The following is a 19,806-nucleotide window of genomic DNA, read 5'->3' as shown; positions in this document are numbered from 1 at the left end:
TCAGTCCTCCAGCAGAGTGTTGAGCTTGTTGATCAACACATCGATGGACAGTTGTTCAAGGCAAATCACAATCCGCGAATCAAAGGCGGAGCCTTCCAGCTGAAATTCCACTTCCAACAGCAGGGTACTAGACCAGCGAAAGCTTTCGGCCTGCCGCAGCTCCGGATTAAACATCGTTGGCATACTGAGTTTGGTATGCAACGCCAACTGTGTGGAAAAACCATTGAGGCAAGCCCCCGCTAAGATGTTAGCGAGTTCCAGTAGCAGCTCTTCTTTACTGCGATCGTCCAGCGGCAATGGATAATCCATGAGCCCGCCGATGGTTTCGGTGCCGGCGCGGGCTAACAGTGTTAACACTTCACCTTTGACACTGCCGAGAAAAGACTGTCGGGTAAACCAATAGTGGTCGGTTAAAAACATCTGCTGAAATTCTGTGGCGCCGACCACAACAATCTTCGGAATTGATAAGTTGATTTTTGCATCAATGAGCCGCGCCAACGCGTTCGCTGCCTGTCCCATCGAGATGTTCATCAGTTCCTGCAACGCGTCGCGTTGCAACTCACTCAGCAGCATACTCATAACAACCCCAGATCGGCCAATGTTTGGCGCAGTTGATCCGGTTGTAATGGTTTGTGCAAAAAGCGAAAGGCCCCTAAAGATTCGACCAGCTTGCGCGCTTCGGGTTGAATGTCGGCACTGATCACGATGACGACCGTTTTGGTATGGTGTTCATGCAGTTGCCGCAGTACACCAAAGCCATCCAGCTCCGGCATCGTCAGGTCAAGAAACAGTACCTCAGCTTTGCCTGCTGCGACGGCAGCCAGCGCTTCTTTGCCGTTGCACGCTTCGGTCAGTTCAATATCCCATTCAGGCGGTAGCGCTTTACGGACCGTCTTGCGCGATAACAACGAGTCATCCGCGATAGTTACTGGAATAGCCATCATGCACCTCAGTCAAATGTCTCATTTGTCCTCAGTATTGGTGGCAACTGCTGCCCTGTCAATGTTCTCGCAACAGAAATATCGCTGCCGTCACTAACCGGTCAGCAATGCTTTGATGTTGCGTTTAGTTGCCGGATTTACCACCTTCGGCAACCAAAAGCGCTGGATCAAACTCACCTGGAGCCAAGTGACAACAGCCGAACAGGCAAACACCAGCAGATACTTCGGACCCCAACTTAGCTCAATGATTTGCAGAAAGAAAATATGCCACAGATAAATCCAGATGCTATTGCTGCCTGCAAACAGCACAAAACCAATTAACCTGCTGCTGCGAAGCCCGCGTAACACCGGCTCTGCCAGCAGCCAGAGCAAAAAGGCGCACATCAGAGCATAGGCAAGATAATAGTGTTGCGGCGGATACTTAAAGCTTTGGGTACGCTGGAAACTGCCCTGTTGCCAGAAAAACCAGCCGGCAAGCAATACAAAGACCGCGCTAAACAGCGTGAAAAAGCGCAGCTGTTCCGACTTAGTCATTGCCGGGATCCGCAAACCCAGCGCAAACAACAAAGCAAAAGGCACGGCATCAAACAACGTATTGCGCAGGATTGTCCTGCTGATGCCACTAATCTCGGGCAGAATCATATTGACCGCAACTTCATAAGCCAGATACCACAGCACCAGCACACGGAAATATTGGCTATTTTCTGGTGTCCGTTGATGGAAGCGGTAAATAAAGGGGGCGAGCAATGCGACTAATAAAAACACCCGAATGACCCAAACATATCCGATGCCGTCAATCATCGTGTAAGAGCGCAGAATTTTGTCAGCATCCGGCAACACATGCGGATATGCAAAAGCCCACTGCACAGCGAAATAAAGCGTCAGGAATAACCAGACCGGAAACACCAAGCGTTTAACCCGGGCCCAGACATACTGGCCATAACTTTCTTGCTTGACCGAAGCGCTAAAGGATAGTGCCGACACTAATACCATCAGCGGTACATCGAAATTCCGTAGCTGCGCCACCCACATCGGCGGATACACATGCGCCAGGATCACCATAGCGAGGCCAATAAAGCGCAACAAGTCGATGCGTTCGTCCCGTTGATGTGTTTGTCCCATGCACTACTCCACTCTGTTTGTATGACCAGCCAGGGAATTACTGTCTGGCGCCTTCTTCTTGCTGATAGTCCCACAGTTTTATTTGTGCTGACAAGCAGATAGCAGCATCAGGTGCCGCCGCAACCAGACTGTACCAAAGCACTATTGACGTCACGCAACGGGCACGACAAGCTCGGTGAGACTTTATGTGATGGCAACATCATTCCCCTTTTGACTGACCAGGATCGCCTTTATGCTGACCAGAACCGCAGTTGTCCCGACTCTTTTCACCGCCAGTTGTCTGATGTTGTTTCACACGCTACCGGCCAATGCCAGCGACCTGCCAACGCTGCAATTGCAAGACAAACTGTCTGTATCCGGTCTGTCGTCCGGCGGCTACATGGCCAATCAGTTCCATTTGGCCTTTAGCGACAAAGTCACTGGCGCTGGCATTATCGCGGCCGGGCCTTATGGTTGTGCACAAAACTCCTTACAGGTTGCGCTGGAGCTTTGTTTTAACAAAGACAGCAGCGCGCCGGATTTATCAAAAGCTACAGCATTGCTACAACAACAAGCCGGCGCCGGCAGTATCGCGCCGTTGAGCAACCTCAAAGGCAGCCCAGTATTTTTATTACACGGCACTGCAGATAAAACCGTGCATAGCAAAGTGAGTGATGCCCTGGCAACGCTGTATCAGCAACTGGGCGCGAAAGTGCAGTATGTTAGCGACAAGGCATTTGGTCACAATTTCCCGACCGCCAACAGAGGCGCTGGCTGTGAGCTGTCAGAGACGCCTTATCTCGGTGCCTGTGGCTATGACGCCGCCGGCGCGCTGCTCAAACATCTATACCCTGAGTTAAAAACCAAAGCTGATAAAACCACGGGGCAGCTTTTCTCGCTGCAGCAACAGGACTTAGCTGGTGATACGGCATCTTCTTTGGGGGAAACCGGATTTCTTTATGTGCCACAAAGCTGTGCAAAAGGCAGCAGTTGTACCCTGCACATCAGTTTTCATGGCTGTAAACAATACGCCAGCGCCGTCGGTGACGCCTATGCTAAAGGTACAGGATTAAATGAATGGGCCGACAGCAACGACATCGTTGTGCTTTACCCGCAAACCGAAAAAAGCGCCATGGTGCCGTTTAACCCAAACGGTTGCTGGGATTGGTGGGGTTATACCGACAGCAACTATGGCAACCAGCAAGGCCCGCAAATCAAAGCGGTCATGGCACTGGCGAAGTCGATTGGCTTTAAAGGTTAACCAGTAAGTGCAGTCTTGAATTGCAGGTGGATTGCCTGAGAATCCACCTGCTCTTGGTCAGTGATAGCCCGCTGTCTGAACCGCTCAGCAAAGCTGTTTAGCAGAATTTAACCCGGAAACATCCCAGCCATTGCCTGCAACGTCTGGCCAGTCACCCGGTTAATCCTCCAGTCATGCAGCATCTGGGCGCCAAGCGATTGATAAAACTCAATCGCCGGTTGATTCCAGTCCAACACTGACCACTCCAGCCTGCCACAATCGCGTTGCACCGCTAATGTAGCCAAATAAGTGATCAGTGCCTTGCCAATCCCCAAACCGCGCAATGACGGGTCAACAAACAAATCTTCCAGATAAATGCCAGGCTTGGCCAGAAAGGTCGAGTAATTATGGAAAAACAACGCGAAGCCGGCAGGCTTGCCCTGATAGTCGGCGATCACCACTTCCGCATAGGCTTTGTCACCAAACAGCGTCGCGGTGAGTTTCGCTTCATCTGCTACCACCATATCCAGTAACTTTTCATAGTCAGCCAGCTGGCGGATAAAACTCAGAATTTGCGGTACATCGTTGGCAGTGGCCAGCCGTAAACTTAAGCCGGCGATCCGGGTTTCAATCATCAGACCTGTCCTTTGAATTGGGTTAAGTGCGTTCAACAATACCGGCTGAACTGACACCACCGGTCAGTTCGACGGCCCGCAGGCGCGCCGCCAGTTCCACCGCTTCGCGATAACGCGGGCTTTGAGCCAGCTGCACTTCTGTGGTGGTGTTGTGATGTTTAAGTCTGCCAAGACGCTGACTACTGTGTTGCCAGAAGGCTTGTGGCAAGGTATCCAACACTTCAATCGCGCCTTTGCGGTCATTGCAAACCAGGATCATGTCACAGCCCGCAGCTAAAGCAGCCTCGGCCCGTTGCTGATAATTGCCGGCCTGATGCGCCCCAGCCATGCCTAAATCGTCGCTGAAAATCACGCCGTCAAACTGCATCTGACCGCGTAACACTGTTTGCAGCCAATAATCAGAGAAACCGGCAGCTTTGTCACAAAAGGCCGGATACACCACATGTGCCGGCATCACCGCATCCAAAGCGCCAACTTTGGCGAGCTCGCGGAAAATAAACAGGTCCAGTCCTTCAATCGCGTCACGGCTGCGGTTATCCACCGGCAACTGCAGATGCGAATCTTCTTTGACAGAGCCATGCCCCGGGAAATGTTTGCCGGTGGTTTTCATGCCAGCGCCATGCATACCTTTGGCAAAGGCTTGCACCATCGCGACAACTTGCTTGGCGTCTGGCGAAAACGCCCGGTTGCGGATCACATCACAAACACCCCAGACATCAGCGACCGGTGCAAATGAAATATCAATATCCTGCGTCAGTACTTCCATTGCCATCAGCCAGGCCATCTCAGTGGCATACTGCTGCGCTTTGGTTAAATCACCACCGGCGCCAGGTAAAATCTGTCCCATCGCCGGAATTAACGTAAATTCTGGCCGAAACCGCTGCACACGGCCGCCTTCGTGGTCCACCGCCAATAACAGCGGGTTGCGGCTGGCAGCGCGGGTGCGGCGCACTAGTTCGCGCAGCTGGGCTTTATCCTGATAATTACGGGTAAAATAAATCACCCCGCCGACGGCCGGATGGTCTAACAATTCGATTTCTTCAGCAGTAATTTCCGGACCCTGCAGGTCCAGCATGACAGATCCAAACATGCGGCGCTTAATCTCTTGATGTTATATGCAGAAATGGGCATTTACTTTACCCGATAGGCGAACAGAAGGCTATGGCCTGCGTTTGCTCCGGCATAAACAAAAACCCCAGCGTGCTCACGCACGCTGGGGTTTTTCACAGGACCACAGTAGCATCAGGCCTGCAGTGCGCGACTTTCCAAATCACCCGGCTTGAAACTGTCGACACTGATGGCAGCAAACCGCAGTTTGTTCATCTGCTCCAGCTGTGCCACTTCTTCGGCACTTAACACACCCGCTTCAGCGGCTTTGTTGATAGTCACATCCAGTGGCAATTTACGGGCAATTTTGCCGTCTTTTTGCGCCTGGAAGATCTTTTTCATCAGTGGCTGCGCGGCATGCACTGCCAGGAACGCTTGTTCCATTGAACCGGTTGGGTCGTTTTCGCCTTCACCTAAGTAACACAAGTGGGTCAGACGGTCGCGGATCACACTTGGTTTTAACAGCGCATCAGAGATTTGCATCGCCATTTCATCGTCAGGCAACTGATAATTAATACCAAACGGGAATACCAAACCTTTTAACAGCTTACCAACCAGACGGTTCGGGAAGTTACTGAAGAAACCGGCAAAAGCCCGACCAATTTCATACAGATTGCGCTGTACGCTGTAATGCACGAACGGCAGATCTGCGACCTGACGGCCATTATCTTCATAAAACTTCAGCACAGCAGATGCAATGTATAAGTGACTCAGCACATCACCCAAACGGGCTGAAAGCATCTCTTTGCGTTTTAAATCACCGCCTAACATCAGCATGGAGAAGTCCGCGCACAGCGCCAGGCCGTTACTCATCCGCGTCAGTTGTTTGTAGTACTGTGCAGTTTCACCGGCAACCGGTGACTTGTTAAAAGCACCAGCGGTCAGGCCCTGGAATAAGGCACCAAAAGTGTTGCCTAGTGCAAAGCCAACGTGTTTTAACAGCAGCTCATCAAATTGTTTCAGACCTGCTTCGCTGTCTGGATTGGCCGCAGCTTCCAGCTCTTTTAATACGTACGGATGGCAACGAGTTGCTCCCTGACCAAAAATCATCAGGTTACGGGTCAGAATGTTGGCGCCTTCTACTGTGATAGAGATCGGCACGCCCATGTAACCGTGCGCCAGATAGTTTTTCGGACCACATTGAATGGCACGACCGGCGTGGATATCAAATGAATCGTTCAGCAGTGTGCGTGACATTTCAGTCATGTGATACTTGGCGATGGCTGTAACCACAGATGGGCTCAGTTTCAGATCGATAGCACCGGCAGTCATCACCCGCATCGCTTCTAAGCTATAGGTTAAGCCACCAATGCGGCCCAATGATTCCTGCACGCCTTCGAACTTACCAATTGACAGACCAAATTGCTGACGCACATAGGCATAAGCGCCGGTCATCCGTGTGGCCAGATGGCCAGTTGCAGTGCCCAATGCCGGCAGTGAAATACCGCGGCCCGCTGACAGACACTCCACCAGCATGCGCCAGCCGCGGCCAACATAAGCCGGGCCACCGATAACCCAATCCAACGGAATAAACACGTCTTTGCCGTAAGTAGTGCCGTTCATGAACGCCATGTTCATCGGGAAGTGACGGTCGCCGATCTGCACACCTTCATGTGACGTTGGGATCAGTGCGCAAGTGATACCGATATCTTCTTTATCACCGAGCAGACTCTCAGGGTCATACAGCTTAAACGCCAAGCCCAGCACACTGGCAACCGGTGCCAGCGTGATATAACGCTTGTCCCAGTTCAGTCGGATCCCGATGACTTCTTTGCCTTCAAACTGGCCCTTACACACCACGCCATTGTCCGGGATACCACCAGCATCTGAACCCGCTTCCGGACCGGTCAAAGCAAAACATGGCACTTCTTTACCCGCAGCCAGACCTGGTAACCAGCGGTCTTTTTGTTCCTGCGTGCCGTAATGCATCAGCAGTTCACCCGGGCCTAATGAGTTAGGCACCATCACAGTGACTGCGGCTGTTAAGCTGCGTGTGGCGATGCGCGAGACGATGGTTGAGTTGGCAATCGCCGAGAACTCACGGCCACCGTAGGCTTTCGGGATAATCATCGCGAAGAAGCCGTTGGCTTTAATGTAGTTCCACACGTCTGTCGGCAGGTCGCGTTGTTCCTGCACGATTTTATAGTCGTCCAGCATTTTCAGCAGCGTTTCGACTTCGTTGTCGAGGAAAGACTGCTCTTCAGAGCTTAACTGTGGTTTTGGGATCTGATGTAGTTTCTGCCAGTCTGGTTTGCCTTTGAACAGCTCACCATCCCACCAGACGTCCCCTGCTTCCATCGCTTCGCGCTCTGTGTCCGACAGTGGCGGCAGAATTTTTTTGAAAATGGCGAAAATAGGCTTGGTGATCAGGTTGCGCCGGATATCGGTCACACCCAACACCACTGCCAGGGCAACGATGAGCACAAATAAAATCAACATAAAGTGTTCCTCAGATCTGCAGGGTTAAACAGTTATTACTTATCAATCAGGGTCTTAAAAAATTATGCCGCGGACGGCGCGGCAATACCGGCCGCCAGATACGGAATTAAACGTTGGATCACGCCGTCGATTTCAACGGTTTCATTAAAATCAGCCGCAGCAATATCTTTTAGTGCCACGTTCGATGCCATAGTGAATACGATGGTGCCGAGCGAAAAGTGCAATCGCCAGAAGATTTCGCTGGCAGGTAACGCCGGGCAGCTTTGTTGCACCAGCAGCACGAACTTATCGAGGGTACGGCCATAATGATGGTTAAAGAACCAGCGTAAGTGGCCCTGTACGTCGGTATAACCACGGCCTAGCAACTGTAAAAAAGTACTGGTGCCCTGTGGTTGCACTTGGCCAAGTTCAAGCAAAGGTTCGACAAACACCGACAGAACTGTCGTCAGCTGATTGGGCTGCTGCGCTGACAACAGGCGATTAAACTCCTGATCCAGTCGCGGCATCAGCACTGCGAGGTAACGCTGCAACACAGCCTGAATCAATTCTTTTTTTGAGCCAAAATGATAATTCACTGATGCCAGATTCACTTCAGCCAGACTGGTGATCTGACGCAACGAAGTCGCACTGAAGCCGGTTTCAGCAAAGAGCTGCTCGGCGGCTTCCAGAATTTTCAGTTGTGTGCTTTGTTTATTGCTCATAAGCAGGCTTCAAATCTCGGCAAAAACCATAAACTGGTCTTATCAGTAACGAATTTAAACATCTGTTTGAAATGTACGTTTGAAATTATTTGAAGTCAAGCGACAACAGCGAAATAGCACGACTTCGATGCGTATGCGGACGGTTTATGCACAAAAAAATCCCCCGGCAAAGCCGGGGGATTTGAGGTCAGCGTCTTTAGAATAACGCCTTGTAGATCTTACTTAGTCTTACTTCGCAAAGACTTCCAGTAATGTTGAAGTGCGGGCAGTACCTTTTGCATCATGCAGTGTCACAACACCCATGTAAGGTAATGCACCAGCCACCAAGTTTTTGGTAGACACGGTGATCACGTTTGGACGACCTTTCACTGCACGGGTACTGGCAGTTAAAGTGCTGGTGGCTGTATTTGCTTTGTCAACAATCCAGTACGCCAGTGTGTAGTTCACCTTCGCTGCGCCTTTTAAGTCGCGGGCATGTGCCCAAACGATGTAGACGTCGCCGTTCGCTGCGTTATTTGCAGGGGCCGGATTACGTAACACGATGTCTTCATTGGCTTCGGCATTTTGTGATACCGCAACGCTTGAACAGCTCCAAGCCACACAGCGATAGACATATAAGTCCATATCAGGTGCAGTCAGATTGGTCAGTGCATTACGCAGAGTGAAACGAGCAACCTGAGTACCAGCTGGTACTGTCAGGATGTGCGTGCCCAGCGTTGCTTCGTTAAAGCCGAAGGTTTTGTCCGGATCCTGCGTTGCTGTTCCTGCTGTACCGAAGGCCTGTGACAGACCAAACAGTTTGCCAGACGTTACACCTGAGTAAGACATATCAGCGGTGAAAGACACACGGCCTGATGCTGCAGCAACCTGAGTCGTTAACGACCCTGGTGCGATGATCGCATCTGGTTCCATTGGTTTAACGACCAGCGGACTACGGACGTTGTGCACGCCGTCAGTCAGGGTCAAGCTACCAAATGCCCACTTGTTCAGCACTGCACCGCTGGTTGGCGTTAATGTCAGAGCGTAGACCGCTTTGCCATTTGCCGGTACATCAAGACTGCTGGCTTCGACCAGCTGACCTGCAGCATTTAACGTTTTGAATACCACGTCAACACCGGCTGGCGCTTGGATCACCGGGCGATAGTTAGCATTGCTGCCACCTACGTTGGTGACGACACGGACCACAGTTTTAGCCGCTTTGAGCTGCGATACTGAAATCGACGGGTAGTTCAGTTGAGTAGCATCTGTTGGATAACCAGCAGCAACATAAGCCGCGCAATCGAAACCTGACGCGCTTTTCACAAAGGCTGTATTGCCGATGCCACACAGGAAGGCGTAATAATCCAGCGCGCTGGCGTCATACACCAGACCTGGATCCATCGCTTTCACTGGTGCAGCATGGCCAGCACCGAAATCAAACGGATCAGCCAGTACAGATGAGCTGGCTTTAGTCACATTTTGGTGAGACGTCGTCATCAGTGCCGATTTCACCATCGCCGGCGTCCAGTCCGGATGTTGTTCAATCAACAACGCCGCCATACCGGCAATGTGTGGGCTAGACATTGAAGTCCCAGACATAAAGGTAAAGTTGTTGCCTTTTGGTTTGGTGAACGTTGTTGGCGTTGCAGCAGCCAGCACATTGACACCTGGCGCCGTGATATCCGGCTTCAAAATGTCATAAGAGGCTTTGTTTGGACCTTTAGAAGAGAAGTCCGCCATTGCGTTAGACAATTGGTTTGGATCCAGTGTGACATTCACAGTGGTGCCGCCATTTACCGCAGCTGCGATAGTGGCGCCATCGCTCAGGCTTACCATCACACCTGGGATTGTCGGGCCTGATGCTACTGTACCGCCCATCGCGATTGGGTTACCTGCCACACTGTTGTATGCCAGAACTGCAGTTGCGCCTGCGTTTTGTGCGTTCAGCACTTTGTCTGCGAAACCACAGGTACCGCGTTGGATCAACACAACTTTACCAGCTACGTCAGCAGCATTGGTCAATGGAGTACAGCCCAGCGCTGGCTGTGCAACCACAACATTACCAGTGACAGCACCGGTCACACTCAGTGGTTTGGTCACTGTGCCTTCGATGGCAGTCATTTTGTTCACGCCCAGACCACTGTTAACGCCGATAGCGTTTACAGAGAAACCTGAAGCCGCAACACTGACAACCCATGGTGCTGGTGTACCAACGGTTTCGATTGCGTTGTTTCCGCCGTCGTTACCTGCTGAAACTGACACTAAAACACCAGCTTGAGTTGCGCGCAGTTTTGCTGCCACGGAAATGGTGGTTAAATCTGTGCGGCTACCGCCGATGGAGTAGTTGATAACGTCAACGCCATCTGCCACAGCAGCATCAATTGCTGCCATGGTATCGCCGTAGAAACATCCGCGCTCTTGTGCACCGGCTGGTGACACATAGTCGCTGTTCCAACAAGCTTTATACACAGCTATACGGGCCCGTGGCGCGATACCGGTGATATTGCCGTAGCTTTGTCCACCGATACTGGCGGCTACGTTTGCATTACCGGCAGCAGTACTGGCTGTGTGGCTACCGTGACTGTCGGCATCACGTGGAGAAATAAATTCGCCAGGTTGAATAGCGTACACGGACTGGAACGAATCTTTGAAGTAACGCGCACCAATCATTTTATTGTTACAGGCAAAATCTGCATCCTGGCCTTTATCACATGTGCCCTTAAACCTGGCCAATGGCGCATATGAACCATCGTCGGCAAAACTTGGATTGGCTGGAGAAATACCGGTATCGACGATACCAACGATAATGTTTTCACCTTTGATACCCAGCGTATGCTGGCCATCAGGACCGGTCAGGCCGAGCAACGCAGGCGTGCGTGATGTCGTGACTTGTTCAGGTTTATCTTCCCAAACCCCAACTACGTCTGGATGCATCCGTAGTTGAGATGCCTGCTCTGCCGTCATGCGGGCAGAAAAACCGTTGAATGTGTGAGTGTAAGAATAAATCAAACCAGTATTGCTGAACTGACTCGCCAGTTTCTGTTGCAGCTGTTTTAAGCCAGCGTTGTAAGCAACAATTTGCGGGTTAGTACTGTCGTACAAGTTCAGAGCAGTGCCAACAGGTGCATTGTTAGGCGTCAGCTGACCTAAATCAGCGGCTTTTTCTACGCCTGATTTACCAACCAGTTGCACGATATAAGTAGCGATTGCTTGAGATTCAGCGGGTGTTGTCAGTTTGTTAGTGTCGATTTTCACTTCATAACCAGCAGCTTGAACTGTAGCCGTCTGACAGACGGCTGCGATAGCAAGTGCCAGCACACTGAAACGTGAGCATTGCAGATATTTCATTTACGTTCTCCGGATTTTCCGTCATCAACTGATTTTTGTCACACCAGCTGTAATTGTCATTCGGTTGTCACGTCGCGACTGTATCTTGCCGGCGAGCGTGAAAACTTCATTTAACAGTAACTGTCAATTTTTTCGACACTCTGTAGCGCCCACAAAAACTCACAATTAATTACATTTGTAGTGTTGACGTAGCCTTGCAGCATTTTTGTTAACAATTGACTTCGGATTTGTTTTTGTTATTTTGTAAAATTTTTTGACAATCTATATAACGACTGCAGGCTTATACTGCCTGACGACGACGCAGCATCAATCCGGCAAAACCCAGCATTAACAAGGCGGCTGAAGCAGGTGCGCTGACTGCTGTTGAACCAGGGGTGACGAGTGTGTCGTCTGTAAAGATCACAGAAGCTGGATCATCGAATGCTTTAGAGGCATCGCGTAAGTCAAAGAATGTGAGATCTAAGGCAACATCGTTAATGCCGAAGAAATTGTATTGATTGTTGCTATCGCTGACGTCAAAAGACAGGAAGCTGAAACCTGCGTATAAATTATCCATGTCAAATTCGGCTTCAAACAGCGGGGCTGGTTTTGCTACGTCAGTACCAAACAGTTTGAAACTGCTCCAGCCGTAAGCTTTATAGATGCTGCCAGACCATTGCACAGCCTGTGTTGGGTCAACCACTAACTGACCAAACAGCACCAGGCTATTGTCAGCGTTTTTACCCCAGAAATCCTGTTTGATCACCAAACCAGCATGCGCAGGCGTCAGCGCTGAAGCCGCCGCGATAGCCAGACCAAACATAGTCATTAACATTTTCTTAAACATGGTTACCTCTGAATTTAAGGAAGGGTTCTATTTTTTATGATAGTCATTTTTGACTGCAAAATATTAAGCATATACGGTGCCATTAATTAACGATTTTCTTGCATTTTGTCGAATCGGTTAATTTTTCAACGACTATCATGCGGTTCCTGCAGTTTATTTCGCGGCAATATCGCAGCGTTGCTAAATGCAGCTGGTGAGGTGGGGTTGAATTGGTTTAAAATACCGCCCCATTTTCGCCAAGGTATAAAGAAATATGTCGCAACCTAAAGTTGGTTTTGTCAGTCTGGGCTGTCCCAAAAACCTGGTAGATTCTGAGCGGATCCTGACGCAGCTCAAAATCGAAGGCTACAACATAGTCCCAAGCTACGACGACGCTGAACTCGTGATCGTCAATACCTGTGGTTTTATCGATAGTGCCGTCCAGGAATCACTGGACACTATCGGCGAAGCGTTAGCAGAAAATGGCAAAGTTATTGTGACTGGCTGTCTCGGTGCTCGTGAAGATGAAATTCGTGAAGTCCACCCGAATGTTCTCGGTATCACCGGACCGCATGCCTATGAAAACGTACTGGCGCAGGTCCATCAATTCGTGCCTAAGCCTAAATACGACCCGTTCCAACAGCTTGTTCCGGATACCGGCGTTAAGCTGACACCCAAACACTACGCCTATTTAAAGATTTCCGAAGGCTGCAACCATCGCTGCACCTTTTGTATCATTCCATCAATGCGCGGTGATCTGGTCAGCCGCCCTATCGGTGAGGTTCTCGATGAAGCACAGCGCCTGAAAAATGCTGGCGTCAAAGAGTTATTAGTGATCTCTCAGGATACCAGCGCATACGGCGTCGACGTGAAGCACCGTACCGGCTTCTGGAATGGCGCGCCGGTAAAAACCTCCATGCAGTCGTTATGCGAAGCATTGTCTGCTATGGGGATTTGGGTACGTCTGCATTATGTCTATCCATATCCACATGTGGATGATGTGATCCCATTGATGGCTGAAGGAAAACTGCTGCCCTACCTCGACATTCCATTTCAACACGCCAGTCCACGGATCCTGAAACTGATGAAGCGCCCGGGTCAGGCTGAGCGTACATTAGAGCGGATCAAAAAATGGCGCGAGATCTGCCCTGAACTGACGATCCGTTCTACTTTTATCGTTGGTTTTCCGGGTGAAACCGAAGAAGAGTTCCAGGAATTACTGGATTTCCTCGAACAAGCACAGCTTGACCGCGTCGGTTGTTTTAAATACAGCCCGGTCGAAGGCGCAAAAGCTAACGAATTACCGGATCCAGTGCCGGAAGAAGTCAAAGAAGACCGATATCATCGGTTTATGGCAACACAGCAAAAGATCAGTGCAGCACGTTTGCAAGCGAAAATAGGCCGCACTATCGACGTCCTGATTGATGAAGTGGATGACGAAGGCGCCATTGGCCGCAGTTTCGCCGACGCACCGGAAATTGACGGCGCGGTCTATTTAAATGGAGAAACGTCGCTGAAACCCGGCGACGTGGTGAAAGCGGTTGTTGAAGCTGCTGACGAATACGACTTGTGGGCCAACCGGCTTTAAGTTGCTTTGCGTATCATAAAAAAACCGCCAAACGGCGGTTTTTTTTTATTTACTCTCGACGTCGTCAGCCATGCTGAGCTAACGCGATTTGTTGATTATCTGCGGGCCCGAAATGGCTGTTCTGCCCAGGGTTGCTGTTCTAGCGCATCTAACAGCTCATTGATTTCATCGGCGTCCAGTGCCACTTTGCGAAAATGCGAGATTAACGCGTCCCGGTTATAGCCTTGCGCCTGATAGCGCTGTGCAGTTTCCAAATGGATTTTCTTGACGAATTCAGAGGTCATGGGCCCGACTCCTGTTGGCTGTAGGGATATCAAATCCTGCCTAAGCGCTGGTCGTTTTTCAAGCATAAATCTGCAGAAGTTTATAAGCCTCTGGATCGTAACAGGATCTATTTTAAAAGCCCTGAAACAGCTCAAAACCCAACGGGCCAGCCTGATACGCGGGCAATTCCCGTGCGGTCCAGATCGGACTGTCCAGCGCGCCCTGCACTAACAGCTTGTTATATGGGTGGGCCAGCGGATCTGCCAAAAATGCTTGCGGGTCAAACCAGGCGGCTTCCGCAATTTCGTGCAGATCGGGACTCACATCGGTTTGTTGACTGTTCAGTCTGGCCACCAGATACAGATTCGATGCGCCAAACTGGCCCTGATGGTGATGTCGCATCGCGAACCACCCCTGAAAAACCGCGACAACCCCGGTTTCCTCCAACACTTCCCGCTGCAGCGCCTCGACAAAATGTTCCTGCGTTTCCACCATACCGCCAGGCAATTTAAAGTACCCCGGTTTTTTGCCAGGCAATGGTAATTCACGCACCAGTAAAATCTGGCCAAGATGATTAAACACTGCAGCACCAACACCAATACTATGGGTGGCCGCCAGCGGCAAATAGGCGTCATGTTGCAGGCGTTTGACTAAAGTGATGTCAGTACCCTGCACATGGTGATAGACAAAACCATGTTGCAGTGCCGGTGCGATAAAAGCGGTTTCTGCAGCGTTGAAGGTCAGCCAGCACAACTTATAAACCTCTGCCAGCGCTGCCAAGTCGTTATTCAGCCATTGTGCAAACGCATCGACACTAATGCCGGCAGTCTGGAGGCTGCCGCCAGCCAATACGGCCGCACCATAAGGATTTGTTGTCAGCATCAGACTTATCACCGGAATAACACCTTCTCACGCTGGAACCAATTGACACAAAACGCAATCAATACGCCAGCCAGTACCACAGTGGAAGCGATCACCAGTGTTAAAATGCCCATATCGATGGTGCCTTTCACCAGTTCTTTAATACACAAAGAGATATTGGTCATTGGGATCAATGCCGTTTTCCAGTTCAGTTCAACGCCTGGTAGCAATGCCAACGCCAGCGGCACAAACACCAAAATACTCATCGGACCGATATAATTTTGCGCTTCTTTAAAGCTACGGGCATAAATCGACAGCGACAACAACGCACTGGCAAAAATCATCGTCAGCGGGATCAACATCGCGAGGATCAACATCAAATCGCCAAAACCGAGCGCGGACATTGCCTTAGCGACAACATCGACGCCAGCCAGCGAGCCTATTAGATAGCCCCAGCCACCAAAGCTCAATACTGTAATCAAAGCCGTGGCCAATCCAGTGGTCAGTACCGTCAAAAATTTGCCAAGTACCAGGCTGGTGCGGCTGATTGGACAAATTAACAAAGTCTCCAGCGTACCCCGCTCTTTTTCACCGGCAGCGATATCAATTGCCGGGTAAGAGCAGCCCATAAAGCACAGCGGCACCAACAGATAGGCAATCCAGCCGCCCAGTTTTTCACCCAAATTTTCACGGTTTTCCGCGCTCGATACTTTATTGATCTGCACTGGCTCTAAGACCGCGTCAACCTGTTTACCTGTGACACCCACCGCCTCAAGCCGCGCCAGCTGTAGCTGTCGACTGTAGTCTTTCACTAAATCTTTCAGATAATTACCGATTAAATCAAGCACTGGCGCAGTGTTATAAATCACCGTCCATTGGCTCTGCGCCAATTCAGTTGAGCCGGCAGCAAAATCGGCCGGAATGATGACCGCGAGGTCAAACTGCCCGTCACGAATGGCTTGGCGCAGCGCTTCAGGTTCGGCCAATTCTGTCGAAACCTGTTTAAAATTCTTGTGATAAAACAGCTGCTCGGCAAAAGCCGGTGCTTTGTCAGCATTAATAATGACGTATTTGTGCTCTTCAGCCTGCGCACTGGCAGTGACGTTGGCTGCCACGAGGCCAAGCAAACCAAAAATAACTGGGAAAATCAGCACAGGCAGTAAAATCACAAACATTAAGGTCTTACGATCCCGGCTCAACTCTAATAATTCTTTCAGATACACTTGCCACATCAGACTGACTCCTGCTTGATCACTGACATAAACGCCTGACGTAAATCTCCGTCCGAACTTAACTGGCGAAATGCCGCCAGACTGCCGTTAAAGGCACTGATCCCCTGGTTAATCACTACAACGCGGTCACATAGACTGCTGACTTCATCCAAGTGATGTGTCGAGAAAATCACTGGAGTGCCGGCCACTTTTAACGAATGGATAAAATCCAGCACCGTTTGTGTTGTCATAATATCCAGACCAGTGGTTGGTTCATCCAACACCACTAACGCGGGAGAATGCACCACTGCGCGGGCAATGGCGGTTTTTTGTTTCATACCGGAAGACATCAGCTCGGCGCGGCGGCTGGCAAAACTATGCATATCCAGCAGCGTAAACAACTCGTCGATACGCTGACGCAAAGCAACTTCTGTCATGCCATGCAGGCGGGCAAAATATGCGACGTTTTCAAAAGCCGTCAGCCGGCCATACAGGCCGGTATTGCTGGATAAAAACCCGATGCTGCGGCGCGCCAACACGGGCTCGCGCAGTATATCTTTGCCATCAAGCAGAATCGTGCCGGCATCAGGCTTTAACGCAGTGGATAACATGCGCAGCGTGGTGGTCTTGCCGGCGCCATTGGGTCCTAGCAAGCCGATGACTTCACCATTATTGCAATTAAAACTGACATCCCGGACTGAACAAAAACTGCGTCCGGTGTAACGCACATCCTGTAATTCGGCTTCGCTGAGTTTCTGGCCTTTTTCCAGAGCAAAAGCTTTTGCCAGCTGACGGATCTCAATCATATTTTTATTGTTTCCCTGTGCGAGTGCAGTATCACTAACCAATGACAGGCGCTTGCCGTTTTGGCCGGAAATAACTGACATCCTGATAAAAGGTTACAGTCTGCAAATCCTGATACCAACCGGGAATGCCCAGTAATGGTAAAGGACTCATCTGCTGGCGAAAATCAGTTAACGTGAATTCTGCAATTTGTTTACTTAGCGCAGTATCAACGAAATCAAGTTGTTGCGGCAATGGCCAATCACAGAATTCTGTCGGGACTGGCAGTGGCCACAATTTGGCCGTCAGACCAATAAAAGGCCGGGTCAGCATTTCATAATTAGCATGACCAAAGATCAGCGGCGTCACTCCGCTACAGTGATGCCAGCGGTCCCGCTGTAACCAGAATGCGTGTTGCCACTGATGCGCGCGTAACGCGTCGACCAGATCCTGCTGATCTGGCGGACATAGCAACAAGACACCACATTCATCAAATAATGTCAGTTGGTGGCGCAGTGGTGAACGGTTTTTACTGCCATGCAAAGCGATTTCGCTCAGGTGGCGCTGATTCAGCGCTTGTTTGCTGCGAGGAAACAACGTCCAGATACAGGCTCCAAACAAATCATGCCAGTTGTCCGGGCGAGTCGGCACCTGTTGAGTGTCGGCGATAAACACTTCGTAATAACGCGGGTCTTGCTGGCATGTCGCCGTATCCACAAAGCCGACCGCCCTATCCGGATGTAATTGCTTTATCCAGTCAGTCAGCACTGCCGGTGTTGGAAAATTCGTTTGCGTCGCCAGCGGCAATGCCGCGCACAGCCACCGGTATGCCGGATGATCGAAGAGGATTTGCGCATCCCATTGCTCTGGCGCAACAAAACGTTGATTTTTCGTAGTTATCATTAGTTTGACCGCACCACTGAAAGGCTCCAGGCCTGGTTACTTTGCAAAAAGCGGCAAAAAGCGCTTGCAATTTCTGCCCATGCTGGCAGAGTCAGGGAGGTACGTCTAAACGTACATACTGCCAAATGAAATGATTTTTTTCGGATTAACCAATACGGAGTTTTTACCATGTGTTCGATATTTGGGGTGCTTGACATCAAAACGGATGTTAAAGCGTTGCGTCAGCAGGCGCTACAGTTATCTAAGTTATTACGCCACCGCGGTCCTGACTGGTCTGGGGTCTGGAATGATAATAATGCCATCCTCGTACATGAACGTCTGGCGATTGTAGATACTGAGAACGGTGCACAACCGCTGATTAACCCAAATCGAAATCACATTCTGGCAGTGAATGGTGAGATTTATAATCACAAGAATTTAGAGAAGAATTTAACCGTCGACTACAGCTTCCAAACCAAATCGGACTGTGAAGTGATCCTACCGCTGTACTTAGAGCATGGTGCGGAGTTTATTGACCAGTTACAGGGGATGTTTGCCTTTATTCTGTATGACGCCGAACAGCAGCGTTATCTGATCGCCCGCGACCATATTGGCATTATTCCGCTGTATTACGGTTATGACGAGCATGGCCAGCTGTATGTCGCGTCGGAATTAAAGGCTTTAGTGCCAGTCTGCAAACAAATGCAGGAATTCCCGCCTGGACATTATTTTGATTCGAAGATCGGTAAGCTGGTGAAATACTATCAGCGTAGCTGGATGAGCTATGACGCCGTCAAAGATAATCCGGCAGACCTCGGCGAACTCAAAGCGGCGTTGGAACAGTCAGTGAAAAGTCACCTGATGTCGGACGTGCCATATGGTGTGTTGTTATCAGGTGGTTTGGATTCAAGCCTGATCTCAGCCATCACACAGCAATTTGCCCGTAACCGCGTCGAAGACGATGGTGCTTCTGAAGCCTGGTGGCCACGTTTGCACTCTTTTGCAGTTGGTTTGCCTGGATCGCCGGATTTAAAAGCTGCCCGTACTGTCGCTGACGCTATCGGCACCGTACACCATGAAGTGAACTTCACGGTGCAGGAAGGTATCGATGCACTGCGTGACGTGGTGTATTTCCTCGAAACTTATGACGTGACCACTATCCGAGCTTCGACGCCGATGTATCTGATGGCACGTAAAATCAAAGCGATGGGCATCAAGATGGTGCTGTCTGGTGAAGGTTCGGATGAGATCTTTGGTGGTTATTTGTATTTCCACAAGGCGCCGAATGCTAAAGAGTTCCATGAGGAAACCCTGCGCAAACTGGACCGCTTACACATGTTCGACTGTAACCGCGCCAACAAAGCGATGTCGGCCTGGGGTATTGAAGCCAGGGTGCCATTCCTTGACAAGCATTTTATGGATGTCGCGATGCGCCTGAACCCACAAGCCAAAATGTGTGGCAACGGCAAAATGGAAAAACATATCCTGCGTGAGGCGTTTGAAGGGCTGCTGCCAAAAGAAATTTTATGGCGGCAAAAAGAGCAGTTCTCTGACGGGGTTGGTTACAGCTGGATTGACAGCTTAAAAGCCTTCGCCGAAAAAGAAGTGTCGGATCAACAAATGGCCACCGCCAGCTTCCGCTTCCCGGTTAATACTCCGGATACCAAAGAAGGCTATTTGTACCGCACCATCTTTGAGGAACATTTCCCGCATCCGGCTGCGATTGCTTGTGTGCCAGGTGGCAAGTCAGTTGCCTGTTCAACTCCTGAAGCCTTAGCTTGGGATGCAAAAATGGCGCAACTGACTGACCCGTCGGGACGCGCCGTCCGCGACGTACACGAACAAGGTTACTAAATCGCCCAAACAACCCCGGCTCAGTGCCGGGGTTGTTTTTTCTGCACCTGTTCAGCGCCGTTCAGGC

17 protein-coding genes are annotated in these 19,806 nt (G+C 50.4%); 3 read left to right on the top strand and 14 right to left on the bottom strand.

Annotated features, from left to right (window positions below):
* From ACFFJP_RS08430 to ACFFJP_RS08420, 3 genes are all read right to left on the bottom strand, one after another.
* On the bottom strand, positions 1-579 hold the full coding sequence (locus ACFFJP_RS08430; protein ID WP_377242378.1) for a chemotaxis protein CheC: 579 nt from the start codon (positions 577-579) through the stop codon (positions 1-3).
* Positions 576-941, bottom strand: a complete 366-nt coding sequence (locus ACFFJP_RS08425; RefSeq protein ID WP_377242376.1) for a response regulator — start codon at positions 939-941, stop codon at positions 576-578. The genes ACFFJP_RS08430 and ACFFJP_RS08425 overlap by 4 nt, the downstream gene beginning before the upstream one ends.
* 93 nt (positions 942-1,034) lie before the next feature.
* Positions 1,035-2,063: an acyltransferase family protein gene (locus ACFFJP_RS08420; protein WP_377242374.1), complete on the bottom strand. Its 1,029-nt coding sequence runs from the start codon at positions 2,061-2,063 to the stop codon at positions 1,035-1,037.
* A 232-nt stretch (positions 2,064-2,295) separates the two neighbouring features.
* On the opposite strand from ACFFJP_RS08420, the gene ACFFJP_RS08415 reads away from it, so the two are divergent.
* Entirely contained in the window at positions 2,296-3,303 is a 1,008-nt protein-coding gene (locus tag ACFFJP_RS08415) for an extracellular catalytic domain type 2 short-chain-length polyhydroxyalkanoate depolymerase (RefSeq protein WP_377242372.1), read from the top strand.
* Positions 3,304-3,410: 107 nt separating this feature from the next.
* Here the strand turns inward: ACFFJP_RS08415 and ACFFJP_RS08410 are convergent, their stop codons facing one another.
* The 6 genes from ACFFJP_RS08410 to ACFFJP_RS08385 form a co-directional block, all read right to left on the bottom strand.
* On the bottom strand, positions 3,411-3,917 hold the full coding sequence (locus tag ACFFJP_RS08410; protein WP_377242369.1) for a GNAT family N-acetyltransferase: 507 nt from the start codon (positions 3,915-3,917) through the stop codon (positions 3,411-3,413).
* Positions 3,918-3,939: 22 nt separating this feature from the next.
* Positions 3,940-5,007, bottom strand: coding sequence for a beta-N-acetylhexosaminidase (gene nagZ / locus ACFFJP_RS08405; protein WP_377242367.1), 1,068 nt, complete (start codon positions 5,005-5,007; stop codon positions 3,940-3,942).
* Positions 5,008-5,159: 152 nt separating this feature from the next.
* Complete coding sequence (locus ACFFJP_RS08400; RefSeq protein ID WP_377242365.1) at positions 5,160-7,463, bottom strand: acyl-CoA dehydrogenase; 2,304 nt, start codon at positions 7,461-7,463, stop codon at positions 5,160-5,162.
* Positions 7,464-7,525: 62 nt separating this feature from the next.
* Complete coding sequence (gene psrA / locus ACFFJP_RS08395) at positions 7,526-8,164, bottom strand: TetR family transcriptional repressor PsrA (protein ID WP_377242363.1); 639 nt, start codon at positions 8,162-8,164, stop codon at positions 7,526-7,528.
* A gap of 228 nt (positions 8,165-8,392) precedes the next feature.
* Positions 8,393-11,491, bottom strand: coding sequence for a S8 family serine peptidase (locus ACFFJP_RS08390; protein ID WP_377242361.1), 3,099 nt, complete (start codon positions 11,489-11,491; stop codon positions 8,393-8,395).
* A gap of 280 nt (positions 11,492-11,771) precedes the next feature.
* Positions 11,772-12,317, bottom strand: coding sequence for a hypothetical protein (locus ACFFJP_RS08385; RefSeq protein ID WP_377242359.1), 546 nt, complete (start codon positions 12,315-12,317; stop codon positions 11,772-11,774).
* Positions 12,318-12,570: 253 nt separating this feature from the next.
* On the opposite strand from ACFFJP_RS08385, the gene rimO reads away from it, so the two are divergent.
* Entirely contained in the window at positions 12,571-13,884 is a 1,314-nt protein-coding gene (gene rimO / locus ACFFJP_RS08380) for a 30S ribosomal protein S12 methylthiotransferase RimO (protein ID WP_377242357.1), read from the top strand.
* Positions 13,885-13,979: 95 nt separating this feature from the next.
* Here the strand turns inward: rimO and ACFFJP_RS08375 are convergent, their stop codons facing one another.
* From ACFFJP_RS08375 to ACFFJP_RS08355, 5 genes are all read right to left on the bottom strand, one after another.
* Positions 13,980-14,168, bottom strand: a complete 189-nt coding sequence (locus ACFFJP_RS08375; protein ID WP_208931155.1) for a hypothetical protein — start codon at positions 14,166-14,168, stop codon at positions 13,980-13,982.
* A gap of 112 nt (positions 14,169-14,280) precedes the next feature.
* Complete coding sequence (locus tag ACFFJP_RS08370) at positions 14,281-15,030, bottom strand: NUDIX hydrolase (RefSeq protein WP_377242355.1); 750 nt, start codon at positions 15,028-15,030, stop codon at positions 14,281-14,283.
* A gap of 8 nt (positions 15,031-15,038) precedes the next feature.
* Complete coding sequence (locus ACFFJP_RS08365; protein ID WP_377242353.1) at positions 15,039-16,241, bottom strand: ABC transporter permease; 1,203 nt, start codon at positions 16,239-16,241, stop codon at positions 15,039-15,041.
* Entirely contained in the window at positions 16,241-17,026 is a 786-nt protein-coding gene (locus ACFFJP_RS08360; protein WP_377242351.1) for an ABC transporter ATP-binding protein, read from the bottom strand. Before ACFFJP_RS08360 ends, ACFFJP_RS08365 begins: the two co-directional genes overlap by 1 nt.
* Positions 17,027-17,060: 34 nt before the next feature.
* Positions 17,061-17,906, bottom strand: coding sequence for a DUF3025 domain-containing protein (locus ACFFJP_RS08355; protein WP_377242349.1), 846 nt, complete (start codon positions 17,904-17,906; stop codon positions 17,061-17,063).
* A 168-nt stretch (positions 17,907-18,074) separates the two neighbouring features.
* Here ACFFJP_RS08355 and asnB point away from each other — a divergent pair, with 168 nt between their 5' ends.
* Entirely contained in the window at positions 18,075-19,739 is a 1,665-nt protein-coding gene (gene asnB, locus ACFFJP_RS08350; RefSeq protein WP_377242347.1) for an asparagine synthase B, read from the top strand.
* The last annotated feature ends 67 nt before the right edge of the window (positions 19,740-19,806 follow it).

The organism is Rheinheimera tilapiae (genome assembly GCF_042432165.1).
GTDB lineage: Bacteria > Pseudomonadota > Gammaproteobacteria > Enterobacterales > Alteromonadaceae > Pararheinheimera > Pararheinheimera tilapiae.
This window is presented reverse-complemented; position numbering and strand designations above follow the sequence as displayed.